Genomic DNA, 21,756 nt, shown 5'->3' with positions numbered 1-21,756 from the left:
TCATTGCCTAGACAACAGTGATCATCCCAGCTCGAAGGACACTTTTCTCATTGATCAAACACCGACGGGCACAAGCCCATCGGTGGATCGAGGCTAAGGCATCGATTGTGGAGAACCATTGATCGAGGCCGTAGAGCGGGATCTGGTGCTCGTCGTCCCCGTCGCAGATGACGACGGTCGCGTCAAAAAGTGGTATCGGTGGCTCCCAAGGCCCACGACGGCGCCACGGCAAGGCCGCCGCCTCTTCCTGGGCGGAATCGACAAGCAAGGCTAGTAGCCGACCACGGTGGTCGATAGTGGAGGCGAGGACATCGAATCGTGCGTAGCGCTCCGGCAGAGTTGCGTGAAGCGTGAGGTTGCGACTATCAGCCATTGGCCTTTCCGGTTGTCATGTGCTCAATCATGGCACGGCCCAACGGGTTTTCCCCATCCAATGCTCGACCGCGACCGCCTGGGACAAACGCACCATAGTGCCGCATACCGCGCTGACCGAACCGGGCAGCGCGGTATGCGTGGAAGATCAACGGGCAGGGGGCATCTGAGCCCGCCGACCTGATGTCGTCAGTGCACGGTAGTGCCGATGACCGAGCGGCTTGCCGCCCGGGAAATCAGCCCAGCTACCGGTCTGCCGCTCGATGAATCTGGCAGCGGAGATGCTTTTCGGGCGTCCGCCACTGCTGCGGATTGCGTCGACTGGACGCTTCGGTCACTGGGGCACAGCCAGATTCGCTTACCGACATGGCCCCGAAAGGTCGCCACGTGAATTCGCGGCAGTGGCCGGGAATCAGCGGGTGGCGTCGGGAACCCACATGTACCCGCTGATCCCGGTGTTGACGCAGATGACAGGTTCCCCGGTGTTCACGTCCCACGTCGGATGCATCAACTCGCTGTGTGGACACCAGGTGTTCACCACCGGCGTCGCCGTCGCGGACGCCGACCCGGCCAATCCGATGACCGCCGCCGCAATGACTCCGCCGATGACGGCTGTGCTCGCGAGTGCCTTCACTGTGTTCTCCCTTGGTCGTCTGACAAGACCACTCTGCGAGGACGGCGTTAACGAAAGCTTGGGGTTCGCTTATCGACGGTTCGCACGATGCTCGACAAACAGTCGGACGCGGCAACCGTTCGAAAACGGTCGCCGATCGACGCACTGCCTATAGACCTGCTCAGACCCATCCACCGCTCCGCCAGCTGCCTCCGAAGAGCGGAAAGCCCACCGTAGCAGGGTCTTTTGTCAAGTTTCGGGCTTGGAGAAACTGTCGAGACGGCACCGGGTGGCTGTGCTAGCCTCCATCGGAGTTGCAGCCAGCGGGGTTGCAACTGGAGGGGGAAAGAACGTGCTGAAAGGCATTCGCAGATCTGTCATTCTATTGATGATGGTTATTGCCGCATTGACCGTAGCGTCTACAGCGTCAGCCGACAGCCTGCAGATCCGTAGTGGAATGAACGGGTTCTGTCTCGATATTCAGGGGGCGAACCCTGATCCCGCACCGGTCGTCACGTACCCGTGCAACGGTCAAGACAATCAACGCTGGTGAACTCATTGCGGGCGAAATCCGGCAGGCCTCCGATGGAAAGAGTGGTCAGAATGCTCGGGGGAGCTACGGCACCAGTGTCAATGCGGGCAGCCGCGGTTGACAGGGAAATGCTTGATGAAGTTCATGGGTAAGGCCGTCGTCGGGGTCGCGGCGGTGGGCCTTGCGGCTGGGTCGGCGATCGGTGCTGGTACACGAGTGCGCCACAGCCGTCCGACCAGGCCACAAGAACGGCGCAGTCGGAGATGCCGCCGTAACTGCTACCGGAACGACGCTGGAGACGACGTCGCGGTAGGCAGCGGCGCTGGCCGCGACCGGGCGTCCGCGCTCCGCGAGGCCTATTCCAGTCTCTCCCGAGTCTATCCGCGCGCCATGCTGGCCAATGTCGGTTCCGCGGACCTGTCGGCGACGGCGATTAACGATGTAATCTGCACCGCCAACGCATGATTCGCGGGTGGCACCGCCGAACCTCGGTGCCGGACCTGATAGTGACTGTGCCCCCGCCTGGTAATTCGGTTGGGGGCACAGTGGTTTCTCGATCGAACCGCAGTCTCTCGAGACGGCGTCGCACGGCATTGTGGTGTAGACCAGGATCTTCAGGCCTGCCGGGGGCTGCCTTGTCACCGTGAACGCACGCTATTGCCGCATACCGCGCTGACCGAACCGGCCAGCGCGGGGGATCGGAAGATCAACTGGCCGTTCCGATCTGAGGTCGGCGGAACGTCCGCTTCTGCCGATGACCGAGTGGCACCTGACCGTGAAAAATCCGGACAGAATCTCACGCTGCAGTGCCGTTCGAACGCGGCTTCGGCTAACCATGACCAGCAAGGAGACGTCGAAGTGCGGCCATCACTGGAACGTCATCTGCGACAGCTGCCTGATCGTAGATCCGGACTGCCTGGTCCACCATCGCGTCATCAACGTGGCACGGCTACTCGACCATGGAGGCGAACAGCTCAACGTGCCCGCGAATGATCGAGATCCCCTCCCGCACAATGTGAGTGAAGTACCGATCCTCGATGTCGGATACCAGTTCTGCTCACCCCGGCCATTCGTCCGCGGCTGCCGATCGAACCGGCAGGAATCAGGGGCGCAGGAGGGGACGTCCTTCAAGTGCGGCGGCCCAGAGCTTTTCCGCGGCATCTTCGATGTCGCCGTCCCAGAACTCGGGCAACAGGACGTCAGCCGCATCATCCGCGTCGGAGTATCCGAAGTATTCGCCCTCGGACACCCGCAGCCGACGGGCCTTCAGATCATCGACGAAGATGACCTCGCCCCTGTCCCATGTTTCGAACCACGCGCCCGTTGATGCGGCACCGTGTACGACGAGCATTCCCATGTCGGAGAGTTCCGTCATCAGCAAGCCCCCGACAGTGAGCGAGCCGCCGATGAAAAGATTGTTGTCCAGGAGGCACATCAGGTGCTGCGCGGTGACCGAGCCAGTGACATAAAGCGGCGTGTAGACGTCTCCGTTCGAAAAGCGCATCGGCCCGTTGACCGTCAGGTTGCCATCAATGACGTAAACGGTGTCCTCCGCCAGACCAGGATCGTTCTCTATCGACAACGGCCCGTCGATGGTCAGGTCACCCTGGTGAACGAAGAAGCACTCTGGCTCCTCCCCGAAGAGTCCCTCCAGGTCCTCCACGTGGTTGTCGCTGGCTTTACAGATGTCGTAGCGCTCTACTGCCTCGGACAGGGGTACCGATTCCCAACTCGTGCTCCACTGCTCGAAAGACATCCGACTTCTCGCGTCCTAATCGATACCTGTTGCGGTCCAATGAGTCTCGCACACGCCCGCAGATCGGTGAACTGCCACGTGACACCGAACTTTCGCGGCGAGTACTCCCACCGGCCCACGACGCCGCGCGGTCCGCCTGCACGACGTCATGCTCGAATGGCGACTAGGTTCCCATAACCAGCAAGACGGTTGCCCCTTCGAATACAGACCAGTTGAATACGGATCCTTACCAGTCGTAGATGGCCCTGAGTTGCCACGAGACGTGCTGGGATGGTTCGCCCGGCCGGGGCCGACTCGGCAATTTATCTACGGTAGAGGGGAGGGCGTTGTGGCGGAAGGTCGGCCGGACCTCGGGGCGGTTCGGGTGCTGCATGGCAGGATGCGGCTTGCCGACGCTGCCCCGCGCTTTCCTGGACACGATCCAGGTCGCCAACACCAGCCGCGGCTACGCGACCGCGCTCGGCGCGCTGGTCGCCAATTTCGGGGCCGATTCGGCTACGGCCCTGCTGGAGCCGGAGCGCGTGGGCGGCTGGTTCACCTTCAAGTGGGGTGACAAGTCCACGCAGACGTTCAACGTGCGCCTGGCGGCACTGCGCTCGGCATGTGAATACTGGCGCGCAGGGGTGGCTGGTCGGGGATCCGTTGTCGCGGTTCGTATCCCGGTCGATGCCGCCGGACCGTTCCAAGGCGCTGACTCGTGAGGAGATCACCGCGATCCTGACCGGTGACGCGCCGCTGCGGGAGCGGAGGCTGTGGCATCTGCTGTACGAGACCGTTGCCCGGGTCGAAGACATACTGCCGCTGGACGTTCCGGATCTGGACATGCCCAACCGGTGCGCGACCGTGGTTCGCAAGGGCGGGGCGATCGACATCGTGGCCTGGCAGACCGGCACTACCCGGCTGCTGCCGCGCCTGCTGGCCGGCCGCCGCACCGGCCCGGTGTTCCTGACCGACCGCAAGGCCAAACCCGGTGTGGCCAAGGCCGATGTCGATCCCGCGACCGGGTGGGCGTGGTTGTCGTATCGGTGGGCCCTCGAGGTGTTCGAGGACCACACGGCCGAGTTCGCCCGGGGCCCGTTCACGCTGCACCAGTTGCGGCATTCGAAGCTGACCCACGCCGCCGAGGACGGGGCGTCCACGCCGATGCTGATGCGCATGAGCGGGGACTCCTCGGTGCGGTCGCTGGCCGAATACGCCATCTCCTCGGCGGAATCGCTGATGGCGTGGCAGGCCCGCACCGATCCCGCCACCCGGCGACGCCGCTGAAGGCTGGTCAGGCTGCTTTTCCTGGTCTGTGGTCCGGTGAGAAATAGCAACAGCCACAACCATTTTCGGATGCCCTGGGCCTGACGCCCAGGGCATCACTGTGTTAGCGCCGGATTTCGGCCGGTTGCGCCACTACCCCGGAGACAACACGCGAATAGTTCAGCAGCCTCACTGAACTTGAATCGCAACACCGACGGCGCTGGTGGGGAAGGTAGCGACCACGGTGGGGCTACCACCGCCGATCGGCACCGACACCACGCTGTTGCTCCCCTCTTCGGCGATGTAGAGGGTGTTCCCGGAAACGGCGACACCGTCAGGGCTCGACAGACCGGTCACCAAAGGGGTTACCGGGCCGCCGGTCGTGGGCACCGACACCACCCTGTTGTTCCCGGAATCGGCGATGATGACGGTGTTCCCGGAAACAACCAGACCCCGAGGCTTGTTCAGGCCGGTCGCCAGGACGGTCGGCACACCGCCGGCTGCCGGTACCGAATACAACACGCCCGGGTTGAGGCCATCGGTGACAAAGAGAACGCTGCCATAGGTGTAGGGCAGCGGGTTGCTCGTGCCGTCCAGATTTGCGGTGACGGTGACGTTCACCGCGCCCGTCCCAGCCGGGGCGATGGCGGTGATCTGGGTATCGGAGTCGATGGTGAACGTGGTTGCCGTCGCGCCGAACCGCACGGTCAAAGAACCGACACCGCTGAACCCGGAGCCGGTGATCACCACAGAGTTGAAACCCGCTCGAGGGCCGGAATTGGGTGTGAGCGAAGTGAGAACGGGAGGCATCGGTATCCCTCCTAAGGGGAGGTGAAAATGGTTGTACTGCAACGGATGCCGATCTTGTCGTAACATCGGCTATATCCAGTAACCCTCCAGCGGGGGCACTGCGGCAACGAATCCCCGGTTCGTTTTGGTCCGGTTCTTCCCGGGGGTAGTCGGCACGATCGGTCAGGGACACGCCCCACGTCGTCATCGTCCGGGCCTTCCGGAGAGCCGAATACCTGCCAGCTCCATCACTTGTGGGGTCGATGCCGATGCGCCTGCCCGCGCCCATCCTTCGGACACCCCAATCCGGACACGCGTGCAGGCGCATCGCAACGTCGGACCGTGTGCCAGTGCGACATTGGCAGTCGTACACGGACGCGATCGACCCTAGATCAAATAGTCGGCCCGCGACCTTCGGAAACAGGGTCCGCAGGTCGGTGCGACTCGGTGAATTATCTGCGGTAGTGGTGCAACCGCCGGATTCCGGGGACCTGCACCACTACCCCCGGATACCGGTGCGGCCCAACATCGGCGCAGGTCACGCGAACTTCGTTGCTTTTCGCGCGGATGCAAGGGCTCGGCGTGACTTTTCGCGGATCTGGACCGCGCGGGCCTATCCCAACCGCGTGTCCTGTGCGAACCAGCCGGTGGGTGCGAGCCGGCCGCCCATGCGCGGAGCGTACTGGTCGTAGAAGATCCTGGCGGTGAGCTCGCGCCGGCTGCGCACCCCCGCCTTGTCGAAGACGACCTTGAGGTGATCCTGGACCGTATAGGCCGACAGATGCAGCGCTGCGGCGATCTGTGCAGTTCCCAGGCCCTGTAGGACGAGGCGCACGACGTCCTGTTCGCGCGGAGTGAGGCCGAACGCGGCCACCACCAGGGGAACGATCTCCGGCGGACGGGCCTCCTCGATGGTCACCACGACGTCGCTGCCGGTGCCGTCGCGGGAGCGCAGCGGTGCGGCGTGGGCGACGAGCCACTGGCCAGAGCGAGTGCGCAGCCGGGTGCGGGGCACGACGGTCTGCGCGTGGTCGCGCGTGGTTCTGGCGACGTCGATGAGGGAACGCAGCGCGACGGGCAACAGGGGTCCCGCCAGCGGGCCCGCACCCAGATCTGCCGCGAGTTCCTCGGCGCCGGGGCTGGCCTGACTGACAACGCCTTCCGCGTCGATCACCAGGACCACGGGGGCGCTGAGCGCGGCATCGGCGGATGCCGCCACGAGCAGCCCGGCGCGCAGCCCGACGGCGAGGAAAGGCCCGGCGGCGCTGACGAATTGCTGCTCGCCGAGGCTGAAGGGGGCCGGGTCGGCGCGGTAGAGGGCCAGGTAGCCCCAGACGGTGCCGTCCTCGGCCCGCAGCGCGGCACGCAGTTCGTCCTCGAAACCCCAGACCGGCCGGAGATACTGCGCGAAGCGGGCGGAACGTTCGGGGTGCTCGGCGGTCTCGGCGCGCAGCGAGGTGACCAGGCCCGGTCGCCGGGCGACATCCCGGAAGTCGTACACATCCGGCACCTGGTACTCGAACCGGGCCCAGTCGGTGTCGGAGGCGTGGGTGAGCTCGCCCCATTTGGTGGTGCCGGTCAGGATTCCAGTCGCCGGGTCGGCGGTGGCCATGCACGCCGACCCGAACGGCACCGCTCGGGCCAGCAGGCCGAGGGCGGCATCGGCGAAGGCTCGCACGTCCAGGCCCGACGCGGCGAGTTGGGCGAGGTGCGCGAGGACACGATCGGCATGCGTGGATGACATCGGCTTCACTGCACGCCATCATGCCCGCACAGCCTCCCGTGGAGCACCCCAGATCTCTGGGGTGCCGGTACCCCACGGCCGTGGGGTACCGCTGGTGGCCAGGGCGCACAGAAGGTGGGGACCACACCCGCCGTCCGATCCGCGGACACCGGCCCGAATGAAAGCGCCCCTTGATGAGCATCCCTGGAACCGACGAGCTGACGGCCGCCCTGGCCGGGTCCCTGCTGCCCGCGCCGGACCTCACGCCGTTCAACCCGGCGTTCCCGATCCACCCGACGGCCCTGATCTCGGCCGCGCACGAGCAGGACGTCGCCACCGCGGTCGCCTGGGCGGCCCGCCACGGCCTGCGGGTCGGCGTGCTCGCAACCGGCCACGGCCTCAACGCCCCGGTCGAGGGCGACACCCTGATGATCACCACGCAGCGGATGACGGGCGTGCGGATCGACCCCGGGGCCCGAACCGCAACGATCGCCGCGGGCACCCGGTGGGCGCAGGTCATCGAGCAGGCCGCGCCCTACGGTCTGGCCCCGATCAACGGCTCGTCGTCCGCCGTGGGCGCGATCGGCTACACCCTCGGCGGCGGCAGCGGCCCGCTTTCGCGCACATACGGTTTCGCGGCCGACCACGTGCGGCGCGCCCGCCTCGTGGACTGCCGGGGCGAGGTGCATGCGATCGACGCCGAATCCGATCCCGAGTTGTTCTGGGCACTGCGCGGCGGCAAGGGCAACTTCGGTGTCGTCACCGAGCTGGAGATCGACCTGATGCCCGTCGCCGACCTGTACGGCGGGTCGGTCTTCTACTCCGACGCCGCCACCCACGACGTGCTGCACGCCTTCGCCGGATGGTCGACCGGCCTGCCCGAGCGCGTCTCGACCGCCTCGGTGGCACTGCTGCGTCTGCCGCCGAGCCCGGCCCTGCCCGAGCCGCTGCGCGGCCGGTTCGTCGTGCAGGTGCGTTATGCCCACCTCGACGGCGCCGGCCCCGGGGCCGAACTGCTCGCACCGATGCGGGCGGTCGCCGAGCCGCTGCTGGACACTGTGCGGGAAATTCCCTACACCGCAGTCGATTCCATCCACCAGGACCCGGTCGATCCGCTGCCGTTCTGGGACGGTGGCGCCGGCCTGACCGGCCTGCCGCCGGCGGCCGTCGATGCGCTACTCGAGGTCGCCGGGCCCGGCCGCGACATCCCGGTGCCGCTGGTAGAAGTGCGATTGCACGGCGGCGCGATGGCGCGCCCGCCCGCAGTGCCCAACGCGGTCACCGGCCGGGACGCCGCCTACTGCCTCTCGGCCATCGGGCTCATGACCGAGGACACATCACCGGTCACTCCCGGTTTGATCGACGATATTGTCGGCGCCGTGGCGCCGTGGCACAGCGTGTCGGTGCCGTTCAACCTCATCGGACCCGCGACAGTGGAGCGGGTGGCTGGCCTGTGGAACGAGCAGGACCACGCCCGGCTGCTGGCGGTCAAACACCGGGTGGACCCCGCGGGTCTGTTCGGTGGCGGCCACACCATCGCCTGAACCGGTTTCCCGCATTGCGGAAGGACTGTCCCGACGGGTCACCCGATACCTGACCACGGGCGCGGCGGCGGGCGCCGCCACCCGTCGCGATTCGCCACCGAGGTCGCCACGACCCGCCGGTGGAGGGGCTGCCGGAGCGGGTGCAGATCGACCACACCCCGGCCGATGTGATCGTGGTCGACGAATTCCATCGGCTGCCGATCGGCCGCCCCTACGTCACCGCCGCGATCGACGAGGCCACCCGGTGCGTGCCCGGGTTGGTGGTGACGCTGGAAGCGCCGTCGGCGGCGTCGGTCGGGAACCGGAGAGGCGGTGCGGTGTCGAAGTCAATGGCGAGGTCACCGGGTGGCGATGGCGACCTCGGAGTTGGCATCGGTCCTGTCCGGTCGGCTACGGTGTGAGGCGATGACTACCGGGACGGGCTTGCGCCACACACGGATTGGTTACCCGGCGCTGTTCTGAGCGCCGCGCAGGCCGGTGTCGGCCCGCTTGTCGATCGAGGTTTCTGCGGTATTGCGCGGGCTCCGCCTTCGTCGTGTTGATCACAGGACATCAACTACGACAGAAGGATTCAATAATGACTGCAACGCACGGTATGTCTGTCGACGTGCAGACACCCGATGGTGTCGCCGACGCATATGTCGCCTCCCCCGACGATGGTGTCGCCCATCCAGGAGTGCTGGTGATTCAGGACGGTTTCGGACTGCGGCCCAGCCTGCGGTCGCTGGCCGATCGTATTGCCGCCCACGGCTACACCGTCCTGGTTCCGAACGCCTATTACCGGCACGGGCGGGCACCGGTGATCGAGCTGCCGGACTTGATCGACCCAGCGCAGCGGCCGGAGATCTTCCAGCAGGTCTTCCCGATGATCCGCGAGCTGACACCGCAGCTCCTACGTTCGGACGCCGGTGCCTACCTCGCGTGGCTGGCAGCGTCGCCGCAGGTCGCCGAAGGGAAGGTCGGCCTCACCGGCTACTGCATGGGTGCGCGGCTGGCGGTAATGGCCGCCGCCATGTTCGCCGATCGGGTCGCGGCGGTGGCCGGATTCCACGGCGGACCACTCGTCACCGACACCCCGGACAGTCCGCACCTGACCGTCGGAAACATCACCGCAGAACTGTATTTCGCCCACGCCGGCGAGGATCACCACCTGACTCCGGAACACATCGCGCAGTTCGACAAGGCACTCGCCGCCGCTGGCGTCCGCCACCGCACCGAGGTCTACGAGGGAGCCCAACACGGCTACACCCAGGCCGACACTTCCGCCTACGACCCCGAAGCAGCCGAACGGCACTACCGCGAACTGCTGGCCCTGTTCGACCGCAATCTGCACCAGTAACTGAGGAAACCCAACCCGGATCCGGAGTCCGACCACGCGCGTCCGCCACAAGCCGGCAGCCGGTCATACACTCCCCGCAACACCCTCAAGTCCACCAGGGCATGCGGTGATGCGAAAGCGGCGACAGCGGAACCAGCAAGAAATAGCAAAGAGCACAACGAGTTTCGTGGTGCCTCGGGACTCGCTTTCCGAGGCGCCATATTAGCGCCGGATCGTTGCACCACTACACCCCCGAGACCATCGCCGCCTGCGCGAGGTGCAGGCACAACGTCCCGCTTGCCCTTAAACCCGGCACCGGCTGGCTGGCTGGCTAGAATCGTCCGGGACCGCACCGGGGGCGCCAGGATCTCACCAGCCTCAATCCTTTAGCGCGACTTTTCGCGTCGCTGGACCCCATGTGCCGCTTCTGACCAGCCAGCGATGAGTTGATGGTCGGTGTCTGTTTCGGGGATCGTGAGGACGGTCGGCCGCGCTGTGATCCACCGGCCAAGGCTGAAGTCGCTCAGCCACGCAGTCGTGTGATTTCGACGGCTGTCACGTCACGCATGCGGATAAGCAAGTCACGCAGAAACTCCAATTGCTCGATGGAGCATTCGACCAACAGTTCGCGCCAAGCGTTTGCCATGCCCCCATACATCTCCGAAACCTGCTGCAGCCGCTCCGGGGCGCCGATCACGAGCACCTTACGTCCGTCGCGCGGGTCCGGTTCTCGACGCACGTAGCCGGTCCGCTCCAGCTTGTCGACCATCCGGGTCACCGCGCCTGACGTCAGACCCAGACGGTCGGCGATCACACCGACCGTGGCGGGCCCCTCAGCCAGCGGTCCCAGGCATTTGAGCTCGGTGAGATTGAGGCCCAGCCGGTCTGCCAAGGCTTGCTGAAACAAGGCGGCATCGGACGCGGCCCGCGGTGCGGCACCAAGAAGTTCGGCGATGATGTCCGCTCGAATGTTCGCATCCTGCCTGGTCATAGGCTGATTCTCCTTTGTCTACTTGACCGAGAGCCGCTCCGACGGCACTCTGTGAATAGATCAATGAATTACTCAATGAACTAGTCACAGAGACTGGTGGAGGAGACTACCGTGCCCAACCGTGTTGCGATCGTCGGAGCTGGCATCGGCGGGCTTGCCACCGCCATCGCCCTACGTCGGGCAGGAATCGCCGTGGAGGTTTACGAGGCTCACGCCAACCCCGCCAAGAACGCCGACGACGCTTTCCTGAGCCTGGCCGCCAATGGTCTGCGCGCACTGGACAACATCGGCTGTCGGGAACTGGTCGTCGACCACGGCTTCGCGGTCCCGACCATCACATTGTGGAGCGGACGTGCCAAGCCGCTGGGCACTATGCCGTTCGCCGGCTCGGAGTACGACGAACTCGCCGGCCTCACCATCGGCCGTGGGCGTATGGTGTCAACACTGATCGAGCGGGCGCGCGGCCTGGGCGTTCCGGTGAACACCGGAAAACGACTGGTCAACGCCACTCCCACCGCCCACGGTGTGGTCGCTCGTTTCATCGACGGCTCCGAGGTCGAATCCGATGTCTTGATCGGTGCCGACGGTATTCACTCCGCGCTGCGCTCGATCATCGACCCCGACGCGCCCGCACCCCGCTACACCGGCCTGTTCGGCTTCGGCGGCCGGGCGAATCCGCCTGTGCACATCGCGCCGTCGGAATTCAACATGGTTTTCGGCAAACGCGCGTTCTTCGGGTACACCCGCGAACCGGGCGGGCAGACATGGTGGTTCGCCAACGTGCCCGCGGCACCTGAACCCACTAGGGACGAACTGGCGGCCGTGTCGCCCACCGAATGGAAACGCCGCCTTATCGAGTTGTTCGCCGACGACGCCACACCCGCCGCCGAGATCATCTCGGCCACCGAACACGACCTGCACCCGCGGATAAGCCAGTTGGTGCCACACGTTCCGACCTGGCATCGAGATGGGATGCTGATCATCGGCGACGCCGCACACTGCGCCTCGCCCAGTTCCGGTCAAGGCGCATCGATGGCGATCGAGGACGCGGTCACCGTCGCCCGCTGCCTATCCGAGGCCGAGACCATCCCGGACGCGTTGCGCGTGTTCGAAAACCGCCGCCGCGACCGGGTCGAGCGTGTCGTCAAACACGGCAGCCGCGGAGCCCGCTCCAAAACGCTCGGCCCGATCGGTCGCCTTGCCTCCGAAGCCCTCATGCCCGTCATCTTTCGGCGCATGGCATCCAGGCGCACCCTCGGCTGGCTGTATGACTACGACGTCGCACCCACACACCACCCGCGTACCTCGCAGGCCTGATTCTCCATCGGATTAGTCAGCGCGGCCGAGCCTCTGTTCGATCTGAAACCGCAACGTCAGATCGAACAGGGCTCGGCCGCGCTGATCCGGTATCCGGGGCTGTCGGTCAGATTATCGCGAAAAGCCAAGGGCAGTAACAAGGTTGGGTTGAGCAGGGTGCCGGTGACGATGAGCGTCACGATCCAAGCAGCCAGATCCGATGGGGTCGTCCCGACCGCGATCAGGATCACTCCCATGATCACGTAGTCGATGTGGGCTTGCAGTAGGCGGCGGGGGCTGACGCAGTCGATGTGGCCGAACAGCTCGGGCATGGCGTGATTGGCGGCGATCACTCATCCGAACGTCGCCCCGAATGCCAGCTCCAGCAGTCCGATTCGTATCAGAATGCTCATCTTTCGGCCTTCGTGTGGCGGTGGTACCAGCGCTGTCCGTGCCAGCGCTGGTAGTGCCAGGCCGCTGCGGGTAGCGCGCCGCGTGAATGCAACCAGAATCGGTCCGGTGTCTCCAGAACGGGTGCCGCCCCGCCTGTGGTGATCTCGGCGAAGATGACGCCTTCGCCGTCTTCGCGGGGGCGCTCTGCGAGCACTGTGCCGTCCGCTGCTGTGATCAGCGTTGACGCCTCGAAGTGGCCACGGTAGCGGGCGGGCATCCAGGGCATCGGGCATTCCAGCTCGCCCGCGTGGCCTGCGTGCACGACCGGCGCTCCCACGTACTGCGAGAACGATGCGGCGGCCCGTCGCGCCGTGGCGGCGTTGCACCGCTCGAGGTATTCGAAGAGCGGACGGGGGTGCCAGGGCGGGATCGACCACCACCCCGATCCGGCCATCACGAGATCAACCCGGCCCTGCAGTCGCCGAACGGTTTGGGTGCGCATGAGCTCCCAGCACACGGCCGCACCGACCCGGAGGTCGCCGGCGGTCAGCACGCCGTCGTCCTGCCCGCCGATGTAGAGGGCGTTCTCCCACATCGTCGGCAGGTCCTTGTCGTGGCGGCCCATGATCCCGGTCGAGTCGGCGAGCAGGTAGGCGTTGCGTACGTGCCCGTCGGTGTCGCGACATAGGAAAGAACCTCCGACCAGTGCGTCGTAGCGGGCGGCGATCGTGGTCAACAGGTCGGTGGCCGGGCCGTCGGCGGGCAGTGCCGACTCGGCGATGCTGTCGAGGAATCCGATTCCCGTGGCGAAGAATTCCGGCAGCGCGATGACTCGGGCACCGGCTCGTCCGGCCTCGTCGGCCAGTCGTTCACATGCTCGCAGATTCGCTGGGACGTCACCGGGCACAGCGCTCAATTGGATTGCAGCAGCCAACATTTCAGCAGACCTTTTCGCAGATTCGTACCAGTACCGTCGTTATTTCCGGGCTTCCTGGGTGTCGTCGGTCGCCACGACGACGACCTGAGCCGCAATGGCGCCGATGCTGCGCATGCGATGTTCGAGCGAGGCGTCGAGATAGGCGCAGTCGCCGGTGTCCAGCACGGTGATGCTGCCGTCGTAGTTCAGTTCGATCGTCCCGGCGTGCACGAAGATGAACTCTTGGCCGCTGTGGACCCGGTGCCCGTCCGTGCTGAACTCCTCGGTCGGGAACACGAGGAACGGAGACATCGCCTTGGCGAGCATCGCGGCTGCGACGGGCCGGTAGCGCTGCTCGCCGGGCGCGGTGGCCCGTTCGACAACGAACTGCGCCTCGGCGGCCTGGTCCGAGAACAGTTGACCGACATCGACATCCAGCGCCCGCGCGATCTTCATCGCCGCCGCGATGGACGGCATGCTGAGCCGGCGCTCGACCTTGGACAGATAGCTCTTCGTCAGTCCCGTCTGCTCGGCCAGCACGTCCAAGGTCATCTGCCGTTGCCGCCGGACAGTGCGCAACAAGGTCACTACGACTCCTTCCTCGAACAAGAGGATACAGAGTGTCATATACGACGATCGACAGGCGATGTTGACGAAATGACACAAAGTGTCCTATGGTCAACCGGGTGTCCTCGACCTGGTAGGAGGAAGATATGGCGAGCACATTCACCGACTCGAAAACAACTCTCATGGAGCGAGCGCGAGCACAGATGGTGTCCGAGCTCGGGCAGGTGCCTTGGAGCACGCGGCAGAAGGTCGCGCTGACCTGTCGTGCCCTGTTCGACCAGGGCCACGACTCGGGACTGGCCGGACAGATCACCGCCCGCGGCGAGCGGCCCGGCACGTTCTACACCCAGCGGCTGGGCCTGGGATTCGATGAGATCACCGAAGACAACCTGATTGTGGTCGACGAGGACCTGCGGGTGCTCGACGGTAGCGGAATGGCCAACCCCGCCAACCGGTTCCACGCATGGATCTACCGCGCCCGCCCCGACGTGCAGTGCATCGTGCACACGCATCCGTTCCATGTGGCGGCGCTGTCGATGCTCGAGGTGCCGCTGCAGGTCTCCCAGATGGACATCGCACCGCTCTACGACGACTGCGCGTTCCTGCCCGATTGGCCCGGGGTGCCGGTCGGCAACGAGGAGGGCGAGATCATCACCGCCGCCCTCGGCGACAAGAAGGCTGTTCTGCTCGCCCATCACGGACACGTCGTGGCGGGCGCCAGCGTGGAGGAAGCGTGTTCGCTCGCGGTGCTGATCGAGCGCGGCGCGGCCCTGCAATTGGCGGCCATGGCCGCCGGCACGATCGCCGAGCTGCCCGAGCGGCTGGCCCGCGAAGCCCACGACTGGACGTTGACACCCAAACGCAGCCAGGCGAATTTCGCCTACTACGCACGACGTGCCTTGACCGGCCACCCCGACGCAATCAACCAGTGACCACCACGTCAGGAGCTGTTGTGCCGCACCTCGAAGGCATCATCGCCTATCCAGTCACCCCCCTCACCGCCGAGGATCGGATCGACATCGCCGCCCTGCGCGGGTTGGTCGAGGAGTTGGTATCGGCCGGCGTGCACGCCATCGCCGCATTGGGCAGCACCGGTGAATCTGCCTACCTCGACGAACGCGAATTCGACGCTGTCGTCGACACAACCGTGGCGACGGTGGCCGGCCGCGTGCCGGTCGTCGTCGGGGTCTCCGACCTGACCACTACCGGCACCATCCGCCGTGCCCGCTACGCCGAAACGGCGGGCGCCGACACGGTGATGGTGCTGCCAGTGTCATATTGGAAACTGAGCGAACGCGAGATCATCGCGCACTTCACCCGAGTAGCCGAGGCTATAGGTCTTCCGATCATGGCGTACAACAATCCGGCGACCAGCGGCGTCGACATGACGCCGGAACTTCTGGTGTCGATGTTCGAAACCATCGACAACCTCACCATGGTGAAGGAATCGACCGGCGATCTGAACCGGATGAAGGCGCTGGCCGAGCTCAGCGGCGGACAGTTGCCCTACTACAACGGCAGTAATCCGCTGGTGCTCGACGCCCTGACCCATGGTGCCGCAGGCTGGTGCACCGCCGCACCCTGTCTGGCCGCAGCGCCGTGTCTGGAGTTGTATTCGGCTGTACGCCAAGGTGAATCCGACCGCGCACGGGAGTTGTACCAGCGCCTGAAGCCGCTGCTGGAATTCATCGTCGCCGGTGGGCTGCCGGCGACCGTGAAAGCAGGTCTCGGCTTGCGCCGAATGCCGGTCGGGGATCCTCGACCGCCACTGCTGCCACTCGAGAGCCATGGACGCGAGACGCTGCGCACACTGCTCGACGCCATCGAAAAGCAGACCGAAGCAGAGCTGAAGTAACGGAAAGGCCGCCCGAGTCGGGCGGCTCTTCCGCAAGTCTTTGTCGACACCGACGTTGCAGACACCACGGCATCGCAGACACCGGATCACCACCTTCTGCAGAGCCGCGACCAGCCCGCCCCAGCAGCCCTGTCGCAGCGGAAGACGAACACGCCGCCGGCAGCGCGCCGGCGGGGGCCCCGGACACAGCCGCCTCGTCGATGACAGGTCTGGTCCGCGAGTTCGGGGGGACGCCCGGACCGACACAGCGCCCGAACCTGTCGTCGAGGGCCACGGAGATCGACCCACGTGTCGGTGCGCTGCGCCACACTGACAATCGACGGCGGGACAAGGGGTTCCGGTGGCATAGGTGAGAGATACACGCCCCGGAATCGGTATACCGAGATCCGACTACCGCCGGATTTCGGCCGTTTGGACCTCACGTGCCGGTCCTCATCGTCGAGGTGGAAGAACCGCTCCAAATCCACCCGCGACAGCACCGGGAACCGCCCGTACTCCGTAGCGCCCTCATCACGCACAGCCGCACATGAAACCACCAGCGGCTCAACACCGCTCGCAGTTCCACGGAATCAGAAGAACCAAAACGCCTGGTCTGCGGGCTGGACGAACGCTGAGCGCGACTTTTGTCGCCACTGGCCCTCACGGGCCGGATCCTGGAATCCCGTTTGGCGAACTCTCTAAACCTATGTATGTTAGGTAGTATCCTACTGCGCTTAGGTTAGCTGCTGTCCCGCGGTTGCCATGCAGTCCGAGTTCGAAAGAGGAGACACCGCAATGAGATCCGAGACGTTGCGCGTTCCCGGCGCGACCCTCTACTACGAGGTGCGCGGCAGCGGGCCGCTGGTGTTGTTCGTGCCCGGCGGCGGGGGTGACGCGGCCTCGGCCGATCCGATCGCCGAGGTGCTCGAGGACCGGTTCACGGTGGTGTCGCTGGATCCGCGCGGATATTCGCGCAGCGTGCTGGACGGGCCGCAGCAGACACAGCGGGTCGAGGTGCAGAGTGATGACGCGTTCCGGCTGCTCGACCATCTCACCGACGAGCCCGCGTTCGTCGTCGGCACCAGTGCGGGCGCGATCGTCGGCCTGGATCTACTGGCGCGGCATCCGGATCGGGTGCGCCTCCTGATAGCGCACGAACCGCCCTGCTTCGCAGTGCTTCCCGATGCCGCCGAGCAGCGCGCCATGATCGAGGAGGTCTACACGCTGCTCCGCACCGAGAGCCCGGCCGCGGCGGGTGCGCGCTTCCTGGCCGGGATCGGCAATGCGATGAAGCCGTCTCCCGTGCCGGCCGAGCTACCACCACGCGCCGCCGAGATGTGGGCGCGGCTGGCGGCCAACGGCCCGCTCATGCTGGAGTACGAACTGCGGGAATTCACTGCGTACCTGCCCGATTACGAGGCGCTGGCCCCGGTGGCAGACCGGGTGGTCCTGGCGGTCGGGCGCGAGACGCGGGGTTGCCTGCCGTACCGCCCCGCCAAGGAGATCGCCCGCCGGATCGGCCGCGAGGTCACCGAATTCCCCGGCGCCCACAATGGAATGCGCACCGAAGCACCCGAATTCGCCGCGCAACTGGCCGACACCATGACCGCCCGCCTACGGGCCGAAAGCGCCGGCCGCTGTTAGCGTCAGCGCATGATCACCGGCGCACACACCATCCTGTATGCCGAGGACGCCGAGGCGGCGCGGGCCTTCTTCCGTGACGTCCTCGGCCTGGCCCATGTGGACGCGCACGACGGATGGCTGATCTTCAAGTCACCACCCGCCGAACTCGCGGTCCATCCCGCGGCCGCCCCGGACAGCGGCCGCGCGGAGCTGTACCTCATGTGCGACGACCTGGCCGCCGCCATGGACGACCTGCACTCGAAGGGCGTCGAATTCACCTCGGAGGTCACCAATGCGGGCTGGGGCATGCTCACCATGCTGAAGGTGCCCGGCGCCGGGGAGATCGGGCTGTATCAGCCCCGCCACGCCACCGCCTACGATCTGCCCTGATTGCTCATCGGATGCATTGCGCCCGTATGCTTTTCGTGTCAGCCTGAACCGCCGTGGCGGTACCCGGCCGGCTCACGAGGCGCGTGACATGAGTCTGGTGACGGGCGCGGCGGGCAGCGTAGCCGAATCCGGTTGGCGGAATAGAGGTTTGAACGGCACAGGTCGGTCATGTAGCTGTCAGGGGAGCCGTGCGGCTCGGCTCGCGCGACGGGACAGATCGGCGAACGCCTCACGCAGTGACTGTGGTCCGATGACCTCGATCTCGGTGTCGAAACGCGCCAGCGTCGCCGCGAGCGCAGCCCACGACCAGGAACCGAGCAGCAGTCTGGTCCGGGTGGGTCCGAGTTCTTCGACGATGCCGTCGCCGGCGAACGGACTCACCTCCGCGGCGGGGAGGTCCAGGATCACCTCGCCGCGGCACGGCCAGGCGTTTTCACTGCGGGAGCCTTTGAATCGCGCGGACAGGAAGGTGGCGATGTCGCCGCCGGGCTCTTGCCGAGGGGTGAAGCGTGGTCCGTTGGGGACGCGAAGCGTCATGCGGTCCGCGCGGTAGATCCGCCAGTCCGCCCGTTCGGGAACCTACCCGACGAGGTACCAGCGACCGCTGCGAACCACGAGGTGGTGGGGCTGCACCCGCCGAGGCGGGCGCGGATCGGTGGCATCCGGCCGGGTCGGCGACCGGTAATCGAATCGCAGTTCCTCTCCGCATCGGATGGCCGCGCTCACGGCCAGCAGGACATGGGTATCGACTCGGGGATCGGCCCCGCGCCCGGCCGATTCGACGGCTGTGATCTCGAGGGCATCGACGCGCTGCCGCAAACGAGCGGGCAGGACCTGCCGCACGGTCGCCAGGGCTCGCGCGGCGCCCTCCTCGATGCCCGCTCCGGTTCCGACCGCGATCCGCAATGCCACGGCGAGCGCGACCGCCTGCTCCTCGTCGAACAGCAGCGGCGGGAGTTCGCTGCCGGCTTCGAGCCGATAACCGCCGTCGGGTCCCTTGACCGCTCGGACGGGATAGCCGAGCTCGCGCAGGCGATCGACATCGCGTCGCACCGTGCGTTCACTGACGCCGAGCCGCCGGGCGAGCAGAACTCCGGGCCAATCGCGGCGGACCTGCAGCAACGACAGCAACGCGAGCAAGCGGTGCGTGGTCGACGTCGAGGAGGCGGTCGGCATGGTGTCCAGGCTGCCATGAGTAGCGGACGTTCTCTGACCGGTACCGGTGACAGGGTGGCTGTCGTCGCCGGAGTCCTCCGGCGGCAAACCCACCTCGAAGGGAACGGATCCCCATGTCGGTCAACACTGTTGCGCACCTGAATTTCCACGGCCAGGCTCGGGCAGCCCTGGAGTTCTACCAGTTGGTATTCGGCGGGCAGACCACCATCGCCACCTACGGTGACTTCGGGATGCCGGCCGCGCTACCCGACGCCACCAGGGTCATCTTCGGGCAGCTCATCGCCGACAACGGCTTCCGGGTCATGGCCTACGACGTGCCCGGCGACGATGCGCCGGTTGCTCAGGGCACGCCCACCACGCGGCGCGAGAACGGCACCACCCTCACCCGGGAGGCGTTCTTCCTCTCCGTCCGCGGCGAGACCGTCGCGGAGGTGGGCGCGCTGTGGGATCGCCTCCGCGACGGTGCGGCGGTCATCGAGGCATTCGGGCCCGCACAGTGGGCACCGGCCTTCGGGATGCTGCGCGATCGCTTCGGGATCACCTGGATCCTCGATGTCGCTGCCGAGTACGTCGAGGCGTGACGTTCTCTGCCACCGGTCATCCCACGGCCGGGCCGCGGAGCAGGTCGATGAGTTTCGTTTCGGAGAGGTCGCCATGGCCACCTGCGACGAGGCGCTGAAAGATCTGCTCGGCGGTGTGGCCGAGGGCCGCGGGCGTGCCGACCGCGTCGGCCAGTTCGACGCCGATTCGGGTGTCCTTCAAGCGGAGTGCGGCCGTGAAGGCGATATCGCGATCGTGGACGCCGCCCGTCATCTCCCTGCACATGCGGACGACGGTCGGGCTGGCGGCTCCGCCCCGGGACAGGGTGTCCGTGACGACCGCCAGGTCGAGCCCGGCGAGTTCGGCGGTGCGCAGCGCCTCCGCGGTGGCGGCGATCTGGATGGAACCGAGCAGGTTCTGAATGAGCTTGTAACTCGTGCCCGCGCCCACCGCACCGAAGTGCACGATGTCGGTGCACAGCGGCGCCAACAGCGGCCGGGCCGTGTCGAGGTGGGCGGGTTCCGCACCGATGAACAGGGTCAGCTGCCCAGCGGCCGCCGCGTCCGGCAGCCCGGTCACCGGCGAGTCGAGATACCGAAGCCCGTGTGCCGCTGCGTGTTTCGCCAGTTCCAGCACCCAGCGCCGGGAGATGGTGGAGAACTCCACCGCGAATGCGTCCGGCACGTACTCCCCCGCCAGCGCCCCGTCCACACCCAGCCAGGCGGCGCGCGAGGCGTCGTCGTCGGCCACCATGGCGAAAATGGCCTCGGCCCCGTGCGCGGCCTCGCGTGGTGTCGCCGCGAGAGTCGCTCCCGCCGTGACCAATCCGGCCGCCTTCTCCGGCGTACGGTTGAACACCGACACCTCGTGCCCGGCACCCAGCATCCGCGCCGCCATACCCGCACCCATCCGGCCCACACCCAAAAACGCAATCCTCGCCACGCGCCGAACCCTACCGACCCCGGATGAAATCCGGCATGGAGGTGGGCGGTGCGAACGGTTCCAGACCGACGTCCTCATCCGGCGACCCGGCGGCGACGAGCGCGGCAATGGCCTCACGTTCGGTGCCCTGGAGGGCGGGCAGGGTCGCGGAGAGCGAATCCAGCACTCCCGTCCAGGGCGAGCCGGCCTCCCGCAGCGCCAGGCGCATGACCTCGATGCCCGCGCGGTGCTCCTCGAGCAGCCGCTGCCCGGGAACCGGATGTGCCGATGCGAATTCGAGCACCACGGCCAGGTGGTCGAGCTCGTCGTCGCCGAGCACCAGACCGGCGCTGCGGTAGACCTGCTTGAACCGCAGCAACGCCATCCCGCGCTTACGGGTGTCGCCGTACAAGACCCAGGTCAGGTACGGGCTGAAACACTTGCGATGATCGAAGGTATCGACGTATTCGGTTGCCGCGGTGAGCGGTTGGGTGGTGTCGAGATAGGACAACACTGGATGCAAAGGTGCACCCACTGCCTCGGGCAGCGCCGAAACGGCCCGGGCCAGTATGGGCAGCGAGTCGAGCAGCGCCTCATCGGGATAGCCGAGCAGCAGCGACTGCACCTGCCAGGCTGCGGTCCGCTGGGCGTCACCGGTCTCGGGTTGCGCGGTCTTTCGCCTCATTTGCGATGCCTCCCCGGCTGTTTCGGCATGAGCCCTTCGGGCGTGCCGCGACCGTCCCAGTTGAGCAGGTTGACCCGGGTGGATCCGGCGACCGACACCGACCCGTCGGCGGTCTGCCGCTCCTGCAGCATCCGGAAGTTCTCGACCGTGACCGGCGTCAACTGCCCGGACCGCTCACCGAACGGACCCCAGCCGCCCATACCCGGACCTCCGTCGCAGTCGAGGACGCACTCGGTGGCCAGTTCTTCGAGCCCGTGTGCCTGTTCGGCGTGGGCCGCCGGAATCACGTAGCGCTCGGCGTATTTGGCGACGGCCAGCAGCCGGTACATCTCGTAGATCTCCTCCTCGGTCATGCCGACCTCGGTGGCGATCTCCGGGCGGGTCTCGCGGCCGAGGTTCACGTCGCGCATGTAGCTGCGCATGGCTGCGAGCCTCCCTGTCCACCACACCGCTGCCGTGGTCTCGCGCCATCTACCCCTGCCTCTCACCGTGTCGCGGCGGCACCCGTCGCGCGATCGATTACCCGAGCACA

22 protein-coding genes and 2 pseudogenes are annotated in these 21,756 nt (G+C 66.4%); 12 read left to right on the top strand and 12 right to left on the bottom strand.

Features of this window, described 5'->3' with window-relative positions; genetic code table 11:
* Nucleotides 1-784 precede the first annotated feature (784 nt).
* Nucleotides 785-1,006 (bottom strand): hypothetical protein, encoded by a 222-nt coding sequence (locus tag ABZ909_RS35790; protein ID WP_357008936.1) that lies wholly within the window; start codon nucleotides 1,004-1,006, stop codon nucleotides 785-787.
* Nucleotides 1,007-1,373: 367 nt separating this feature from the next.
* Between ABZ909_RS35790 and ABZ909_RS35785 the strand changes: the two genes are divergently transcribed.
* Nucleotides 1,374-1,538 (top strand): ricin-type beta-trefoil lectin domain protein, encoded by a 165-nt coding sequence (locus tag ABZ909_RS35785; protein ID WP_357008951.1) that lies wholly within the window; start codon nucleotides 1,374-1,376, stop codon nucleotides 1,536-1,538.
* A 1,081-nt stretch (nucleotides 1,539-2,619) separates the two neighbouring features.
* Here ABZ909_RS35785 and ABZ909_RS35780 read toward each other — a convergent pair.
* Nucleotides 2,620-3,273, bottom strand: coding sequence for a hypothetical protein (locus tag ABZ909_RS35780; RefSeq protein ID WP_357008933.1), 654 nt, complete (start codon nucleotides 3,271-3,273; stop codon nucleotides 2,620-2,622).
* Between the two features lie 386 nt (nucleotides 3,274-3,659).
* Between ABZ909_RS35780 and ABZ909_RS35775 the strand changes: the two genes are divergently transcribed.
* Nucleotides 3,660-3,974, top strand: coding sequence for a hypothetical protein (locus tag ABZ909_RS35775; RefSeq protein WP_357008930.1), 315 nt, complete (start codon nucleotides 3,660-3,662; stop codon nucleotides 3,972-3,974).
* Nucleotides 3,940-4,539, top strand: a complete 600-nt coding sequence (locus ABZ909_RS35770) for a site-specific integrase (protein ID WP_357008928.1) — start codon at nucleotides 3,940-3,942, stop codon at nucleotides 4,537-4,539. The genes ABZ909_RS35775 and ABZ909_RS35770 overlap by 35 nt, the downstream gene beginning before the upstream one ends.
* A gap of 168 nt (nucleotides 4,540-4,707) precedes the next feature.
* On the opposite strand, the gene ABZ909_RS35765 is transcribed toward ABZ909_RS35770, so the two are convergent.
* Nucleotides 4,708-5,328 (bottom strand): IPT/TIG domain-containing protein, encoded by a 621-nt coding sequence (locus tag ABZ909_RS35765; RefSeq protein ID WP_357008925.1) that lies wholly within the window; start codon nucleotides 5,326-5,328, stop codon nucleotides 4,708-4,710.
* A gap of 592 nt (nucleotides 5,329-5,920) precedes the next feature.
* Nucleotides 5,921-7,051: a LuxR C-terminal-related transcriptional regulator gene (locus ABZ909_RS35760; RefSeq protein ID WP_357008922.1), complete on the bottom strand. Its 1,131-nt coding sequence runs from the start codon at nucleotides 7,049-7,051 to the stop codon at nucleotides 5,921-5,923.
* Between the two features lie 173 nt (nucleotides 7,052-7,224).
* On the opposite strand from ABZ909_RS35760, the gene ABZ909_RS35755 reads away from it, so the two are divergent.
* From ABZ909_RS35755 to ABZ909_RS35745, 3 genes are all read left to right on the top strand, one after another.
* Entirely contained in the window at nucleotides 7,225-8,574 is a 1,350-nt protein-coding gene (locus ABZ909_RS35755) for an FAD-binding oxidoreductase (RefSeq protein WP_357008920.1), read from the top strand.
* 119 nt (nucleotides 8,575-8,693) lie between these two features.
* Nucleotides 8,694-8,975 (top strand): hypothetical protein, encoded by a 282-nt coding sequence (locus ABZ909_RS35750; protein WP_357008957.1) that lies wholly within the window; start codon nucleotides 8,694-8,696, stop codon nucleotides 8,973-8,975.
* A 176-nt stretch (nucleotides 8,976-9,151) separates the two neighbouring features.
* A complete protein-coding gene (locus ABZ909_RS35745; protein WP_357008918.1) occupies nucleotides 9,152-9,913 on the top strand; it encodes a dienelactone hydrolase family protein in 762 nt (253 codons plus the stop codon).
* Between the two features lie 502 nt (nucleotides 9,914-10,415).
* Here the strand turns inward: ABZ909_RS35745 and ABZ909_RS35740 are convergent.
* On the bottom strand, nucleotides 10,416-10,883 hold the full coding sequence (locus tag ABZ909_RS35740) for a MarR family transcriptional regulator (RefSeq protein ID WP_357008915.1): 468 nt from the start codon (nucleotides 10,881-10,883) through the stop codon (nucleotides 10,416-10,418).
* 111 nt (nucleotides 10,884-10,994) lie between these two features.
* On the opposite strand from ABZ909_RS35740, the gene ABZ909_RS35735 reads away from it, so the two are divergent.
* Nucleotides 10,995-12,200: an FAD-dependent monooxygenase gene (locus ABZ909_RS35735; protein WP_357008913.1), complete on the top strand. Its 1,206-nt coding sequence runs from the start codon at nucleotides 10,995-10,997 to the stop codon at nucleotides 12,198-12,200.
* A gap of 56 nt (nucleotides 12,201-12,256) precedes the next feature.
* Here the strand turns inward: ABZ909_RS35735 and ABZ909_RS35730 are convergent, their stop codons facing one another.
* The 3 genes from ABZ909_RS35730 to ABZ909_RS35720 form a co-directional block, all read right to left on the bottom strand.
* Nucleotides 12,257-12,511, bottom strand: a complete 255-nt coding sequence (locus ABZ909_RS35730; protein WP_357008910.1) for a hypothetical protein — start codon at nucleotides 12,509-12,511, stop codon at nucleotides 12,257-12,259.
* A gap of 77 nt (nucleotides 12,512-12,588) precedes the next feature.
* Nucleotides 12,589-13,509: a carbon-nitrogen hydrolase family protein gene (locus ABZ909_RS35725; RefSeq protein ID WP_357008907.1), complete on the bottom strand. Its 921-nt coding sequence runs from the start codon at nucleotides 13,507-13,509 to the stop codon at nucleotides 12,589-12,591.
* 39 nt (nucleotides 13,510-13,548) lie between these two features.
* Nucleotides 13,549-14,115, bottom strand: a complete 567-nt coding sequence (locus ABZ909_RS35720) for an XRE family transcriptional regulator (RefSeq protein WP_357008904.1) — start codon at nucleotides 14,113-14,115, stop codon at nucleotides 13,549-13,551.
* An 86-nt stretch (nucleotides 14,116-14,201) separates the two neighbouring features.
* On the opposite strand from ABZ909_RS35720, the gene ABZ909_RS35715 reads away from it, so the two are divergent.
* The 4 genes from ABZ909_RS35715 (at nucleotide 14,202) to ABZ909_RS35700 (ending at nucleotide 17,902) form a co-directional block, all read left to right on the top strand.
* Entirely contained in the window at nucleotides 14,202-14,987 is a 786-nt protein-coding gene (locus ABZ909_RS35715) for an aldolase (RefSeq protein WP_357008901.1), read from the top strand.
* A gap of 20 nt (nucleotides 14,988-15,007) precedes the next feature.
* Entirely contained in the window at nucleotides 15,008-15,910 is a 903-nt protein-coding gene (locus tag ABZ909_RS35710; RefSeq protein WP_357008898.1) for a dihydrodipicolinate synthase family protein, read from the top strand.
* Nucleotides 15,911-16,684: 774 nt separating this feature from the next.
* Nucleotides 16,685-17,533 carry an alpha/beta hydrolase gene (locus ABZ909_RS35705; protein WP_357008896.1) on the top strand — a complete coding sequence of 283 codons (849 nt, stop codon included), beginning with the start codon at nucleotides 16,685-16,687 and terminating at the stop codon, nucleotides 17,531-17,533.
* A gap of 9 nt (nucleotides 17,534-17,542) precedes the next feature.
* Nucleotides 17,543-17,902: a VOC family protein gene (locus tag ABZ909_RS35700; protein ID WP_357008894.1), complete on the top strand. Its 360-nt coding sequence runs from the start codon at nucleotides 17,543-17,545 to the stop codon at nucleotides 17,900-17,902.
* Nucleotides 17,903-18,079: 177 nt separating this feature from the next.
* Here the strand turns inward: ABZ909_RS35700 and ABZ909_RS35695 are convergent.
* A pseudogene (locus tag ABZ909_RS35695) lies at nucleotides 18,080-19,078 on the bottom strand (WYL domain-containing protein).
* Between the two features lie 113 nt (nucleotides 19,079-19,191).
* Between ABZ909_RS35695 and ABZ909_RS35690 the strand changes: the two are divergent.
* The gene (locus tag ABZ909_RS35690) at nucleotides 19,192-19,659 is read left to right on the top strand and encodes a VOC family protein (RefSeq protein WP_357008891.1); all 468 of its coding nucleotides are present in this window, start codon (nucleotides 19,192-19,194) and stop codon (nucleotides 19,657-19,659) included.
* Between the two features lie 16 nt (nucleotides 19,660-19,675).
* On the opposite strand, the gene ABZ909_RS35685 is transcribed toward ABZ909_RS35690, so the two are convergent.
* The 3 genes and pseudogenes from ABZ909_RS35685 to narY form a co-directional block, all read right to left on the bottom strand.
* Nucleotides 19,676-20,560, bottom strand: a complete 885-nt coding sequence (locus ABZ909_RS35685) for an NAD(P)-dependent oxidoreductase (protein WP_357008889.1) — start codon at nucleotides 20,558-20,560, stop codon at nucleotides 19,676-19,678.
* Nucleotides 20,561-20,570: 10 nt separating this feature from the next.
* Nucleotides 20,571-21,224: a nitrate reductase molybdenum cofactor assembly chaperone gene (gene narJ, locus ABZ909_RS35680; protein WP_357008887.1), complete on the bottom strand. Its 654-nt coding sequence runs from the start codon at nucleotides 21,222-21,224 to the stop codon at nucleotides 20,571-20,573.
* Nucleotides 21,221-21,658: pseudogene (gene narY / locus ABZ909_RS35675) on the bottom strand (nitrate reductase subunit beta); the annotation flags it as partial. The pseudogene narY and the gene narJ, both read right to left, overlap by 4 nt.
* Between the last annotated feature and the right edge of the window lie 98 nt (nucleotides 21,659-21,756).

Source organism: Nocardia sp. NPDC046763, assembly GCF_040645495.1.
In the GTDB taxonomy this organism is placed as follows: domain Bacteria; phylum Actinomycetota; class Actinomycetes; order Mycobacteriales; family Mycobacteriaceae; genus Nocardia.
Note: the sequence above shows the minus strand (reverse complement) of the source record. Positions and strands in the feature narration are given on the sequence as shown.

Coding starts and splice junctions, on each gene's coding strand:
- ABZ909_RS35700 (WP_357008894.1), top strand. CDS start 17,543: ATGATCACCGGCGCACACACCATCCTGTATGCCGAGGACGCCGAGGCG.
- ABZ909_RS35730 (WP_357008910.1), bottom strand. CDS start 12,511: ATGCCCGAGCTGTTCGGCCACATCGACTGCGTCAGCCCCCGCCGCCTA.
- ABZ909_RS35765 (WP_357008925.1), bottom strand. CDS start 5,328: ATGCCTCCCGTTCTCACTTCGCTCACACCCAATTCCGGCCCTCGAGCG.
- narJ (WP_357008887.1), bottom strand. CDS start 21,224: ATGAGGCGAAAGACCGCGCAACCCGAGACCGGTGACGCCCAGCGGACC.
- ABZ909_RS35785 (WP_357008951.1), top strand. CDS start 1,374: ATGATGGTTATTGCCGCATTGACCGTAGCGTCTACAGCGTCAGCCGAC.
- ABZ909_RS35755 (WP_357008920.1), top strand. CDS start 7,225: ATGAGCATCCCTGGAACCGACGAGCTGACGGCCGCCCTGGCCGGGTCC.
- ABZ909_RS35745 (WP_357008918.1), top strand. CDS start 9,152: ATGACTGCAACGCACGGTATGTCTGTCGACGTGCAGACACCCGATGGT.
- ABZ909_RS35740 (WP_357008915.1), bottom strand. CDS start 10,883: ATGACCAGGCAGGATGCGAACATTCGAGCGGACATCATCGCCGAACTT.
- ABZ909_RS35780 (WP_357008933.1), bottom strand. CDS start 3,273: ATGTCTTTCGAGCAGTGGAGCACGAGTTGGGAATCGGTACCCCTGTCC.
- ABZ909_RS35715 (WP_357008901.1), top strand. CDS start 14,202: ATGGCGAGCACATTCACCGACTCGAAAACAACTCTCATGGAGCGAGCG.
- ABZ909_RS35705 (WP_357008896.1), top strand. CDS start 16,685: ATGAGATCCGAGACGTTGCGCGTTCCCGGCGCGACCCTCTACTACGAG.
- ABZ909_RS35770 (WP_357008928.1), top strand. CDS start 3,940: ATGCCGCCGGACCGTTCCAAGGCGCTGACTCGTGAGGAGATCACCGCG.
- ABZ909_RS35760 (WP_357008922.1), bottom strand. CDS start 7,051: ATGTCATCCACGCATGCCGATCGTGTCCTCGCGCACCTCGCCCAACTC.
- ABZ909_RS35690 (WP_357008891.1), top strand. CDS start 19,192: ATGTCGGTCAACACTGTTGCGCACCTGAATTTCCACGGCCAGGCTCGG.
- ABZ909_RS35720 (WP_357008904.1), bottom strand. CDS start 14,115: ATGACACTCTGTATCCTCTTGTTCGAGGAAGGAGTCGTAGTGACCTTG.
- ABZ909_RS35725 (WP_357008907.1), bottom strand. CDS start 13,509: ATGTTGGCTGCTGCAATCCAATTGAGCGCTGTGCCCGGTGACGTCCCA.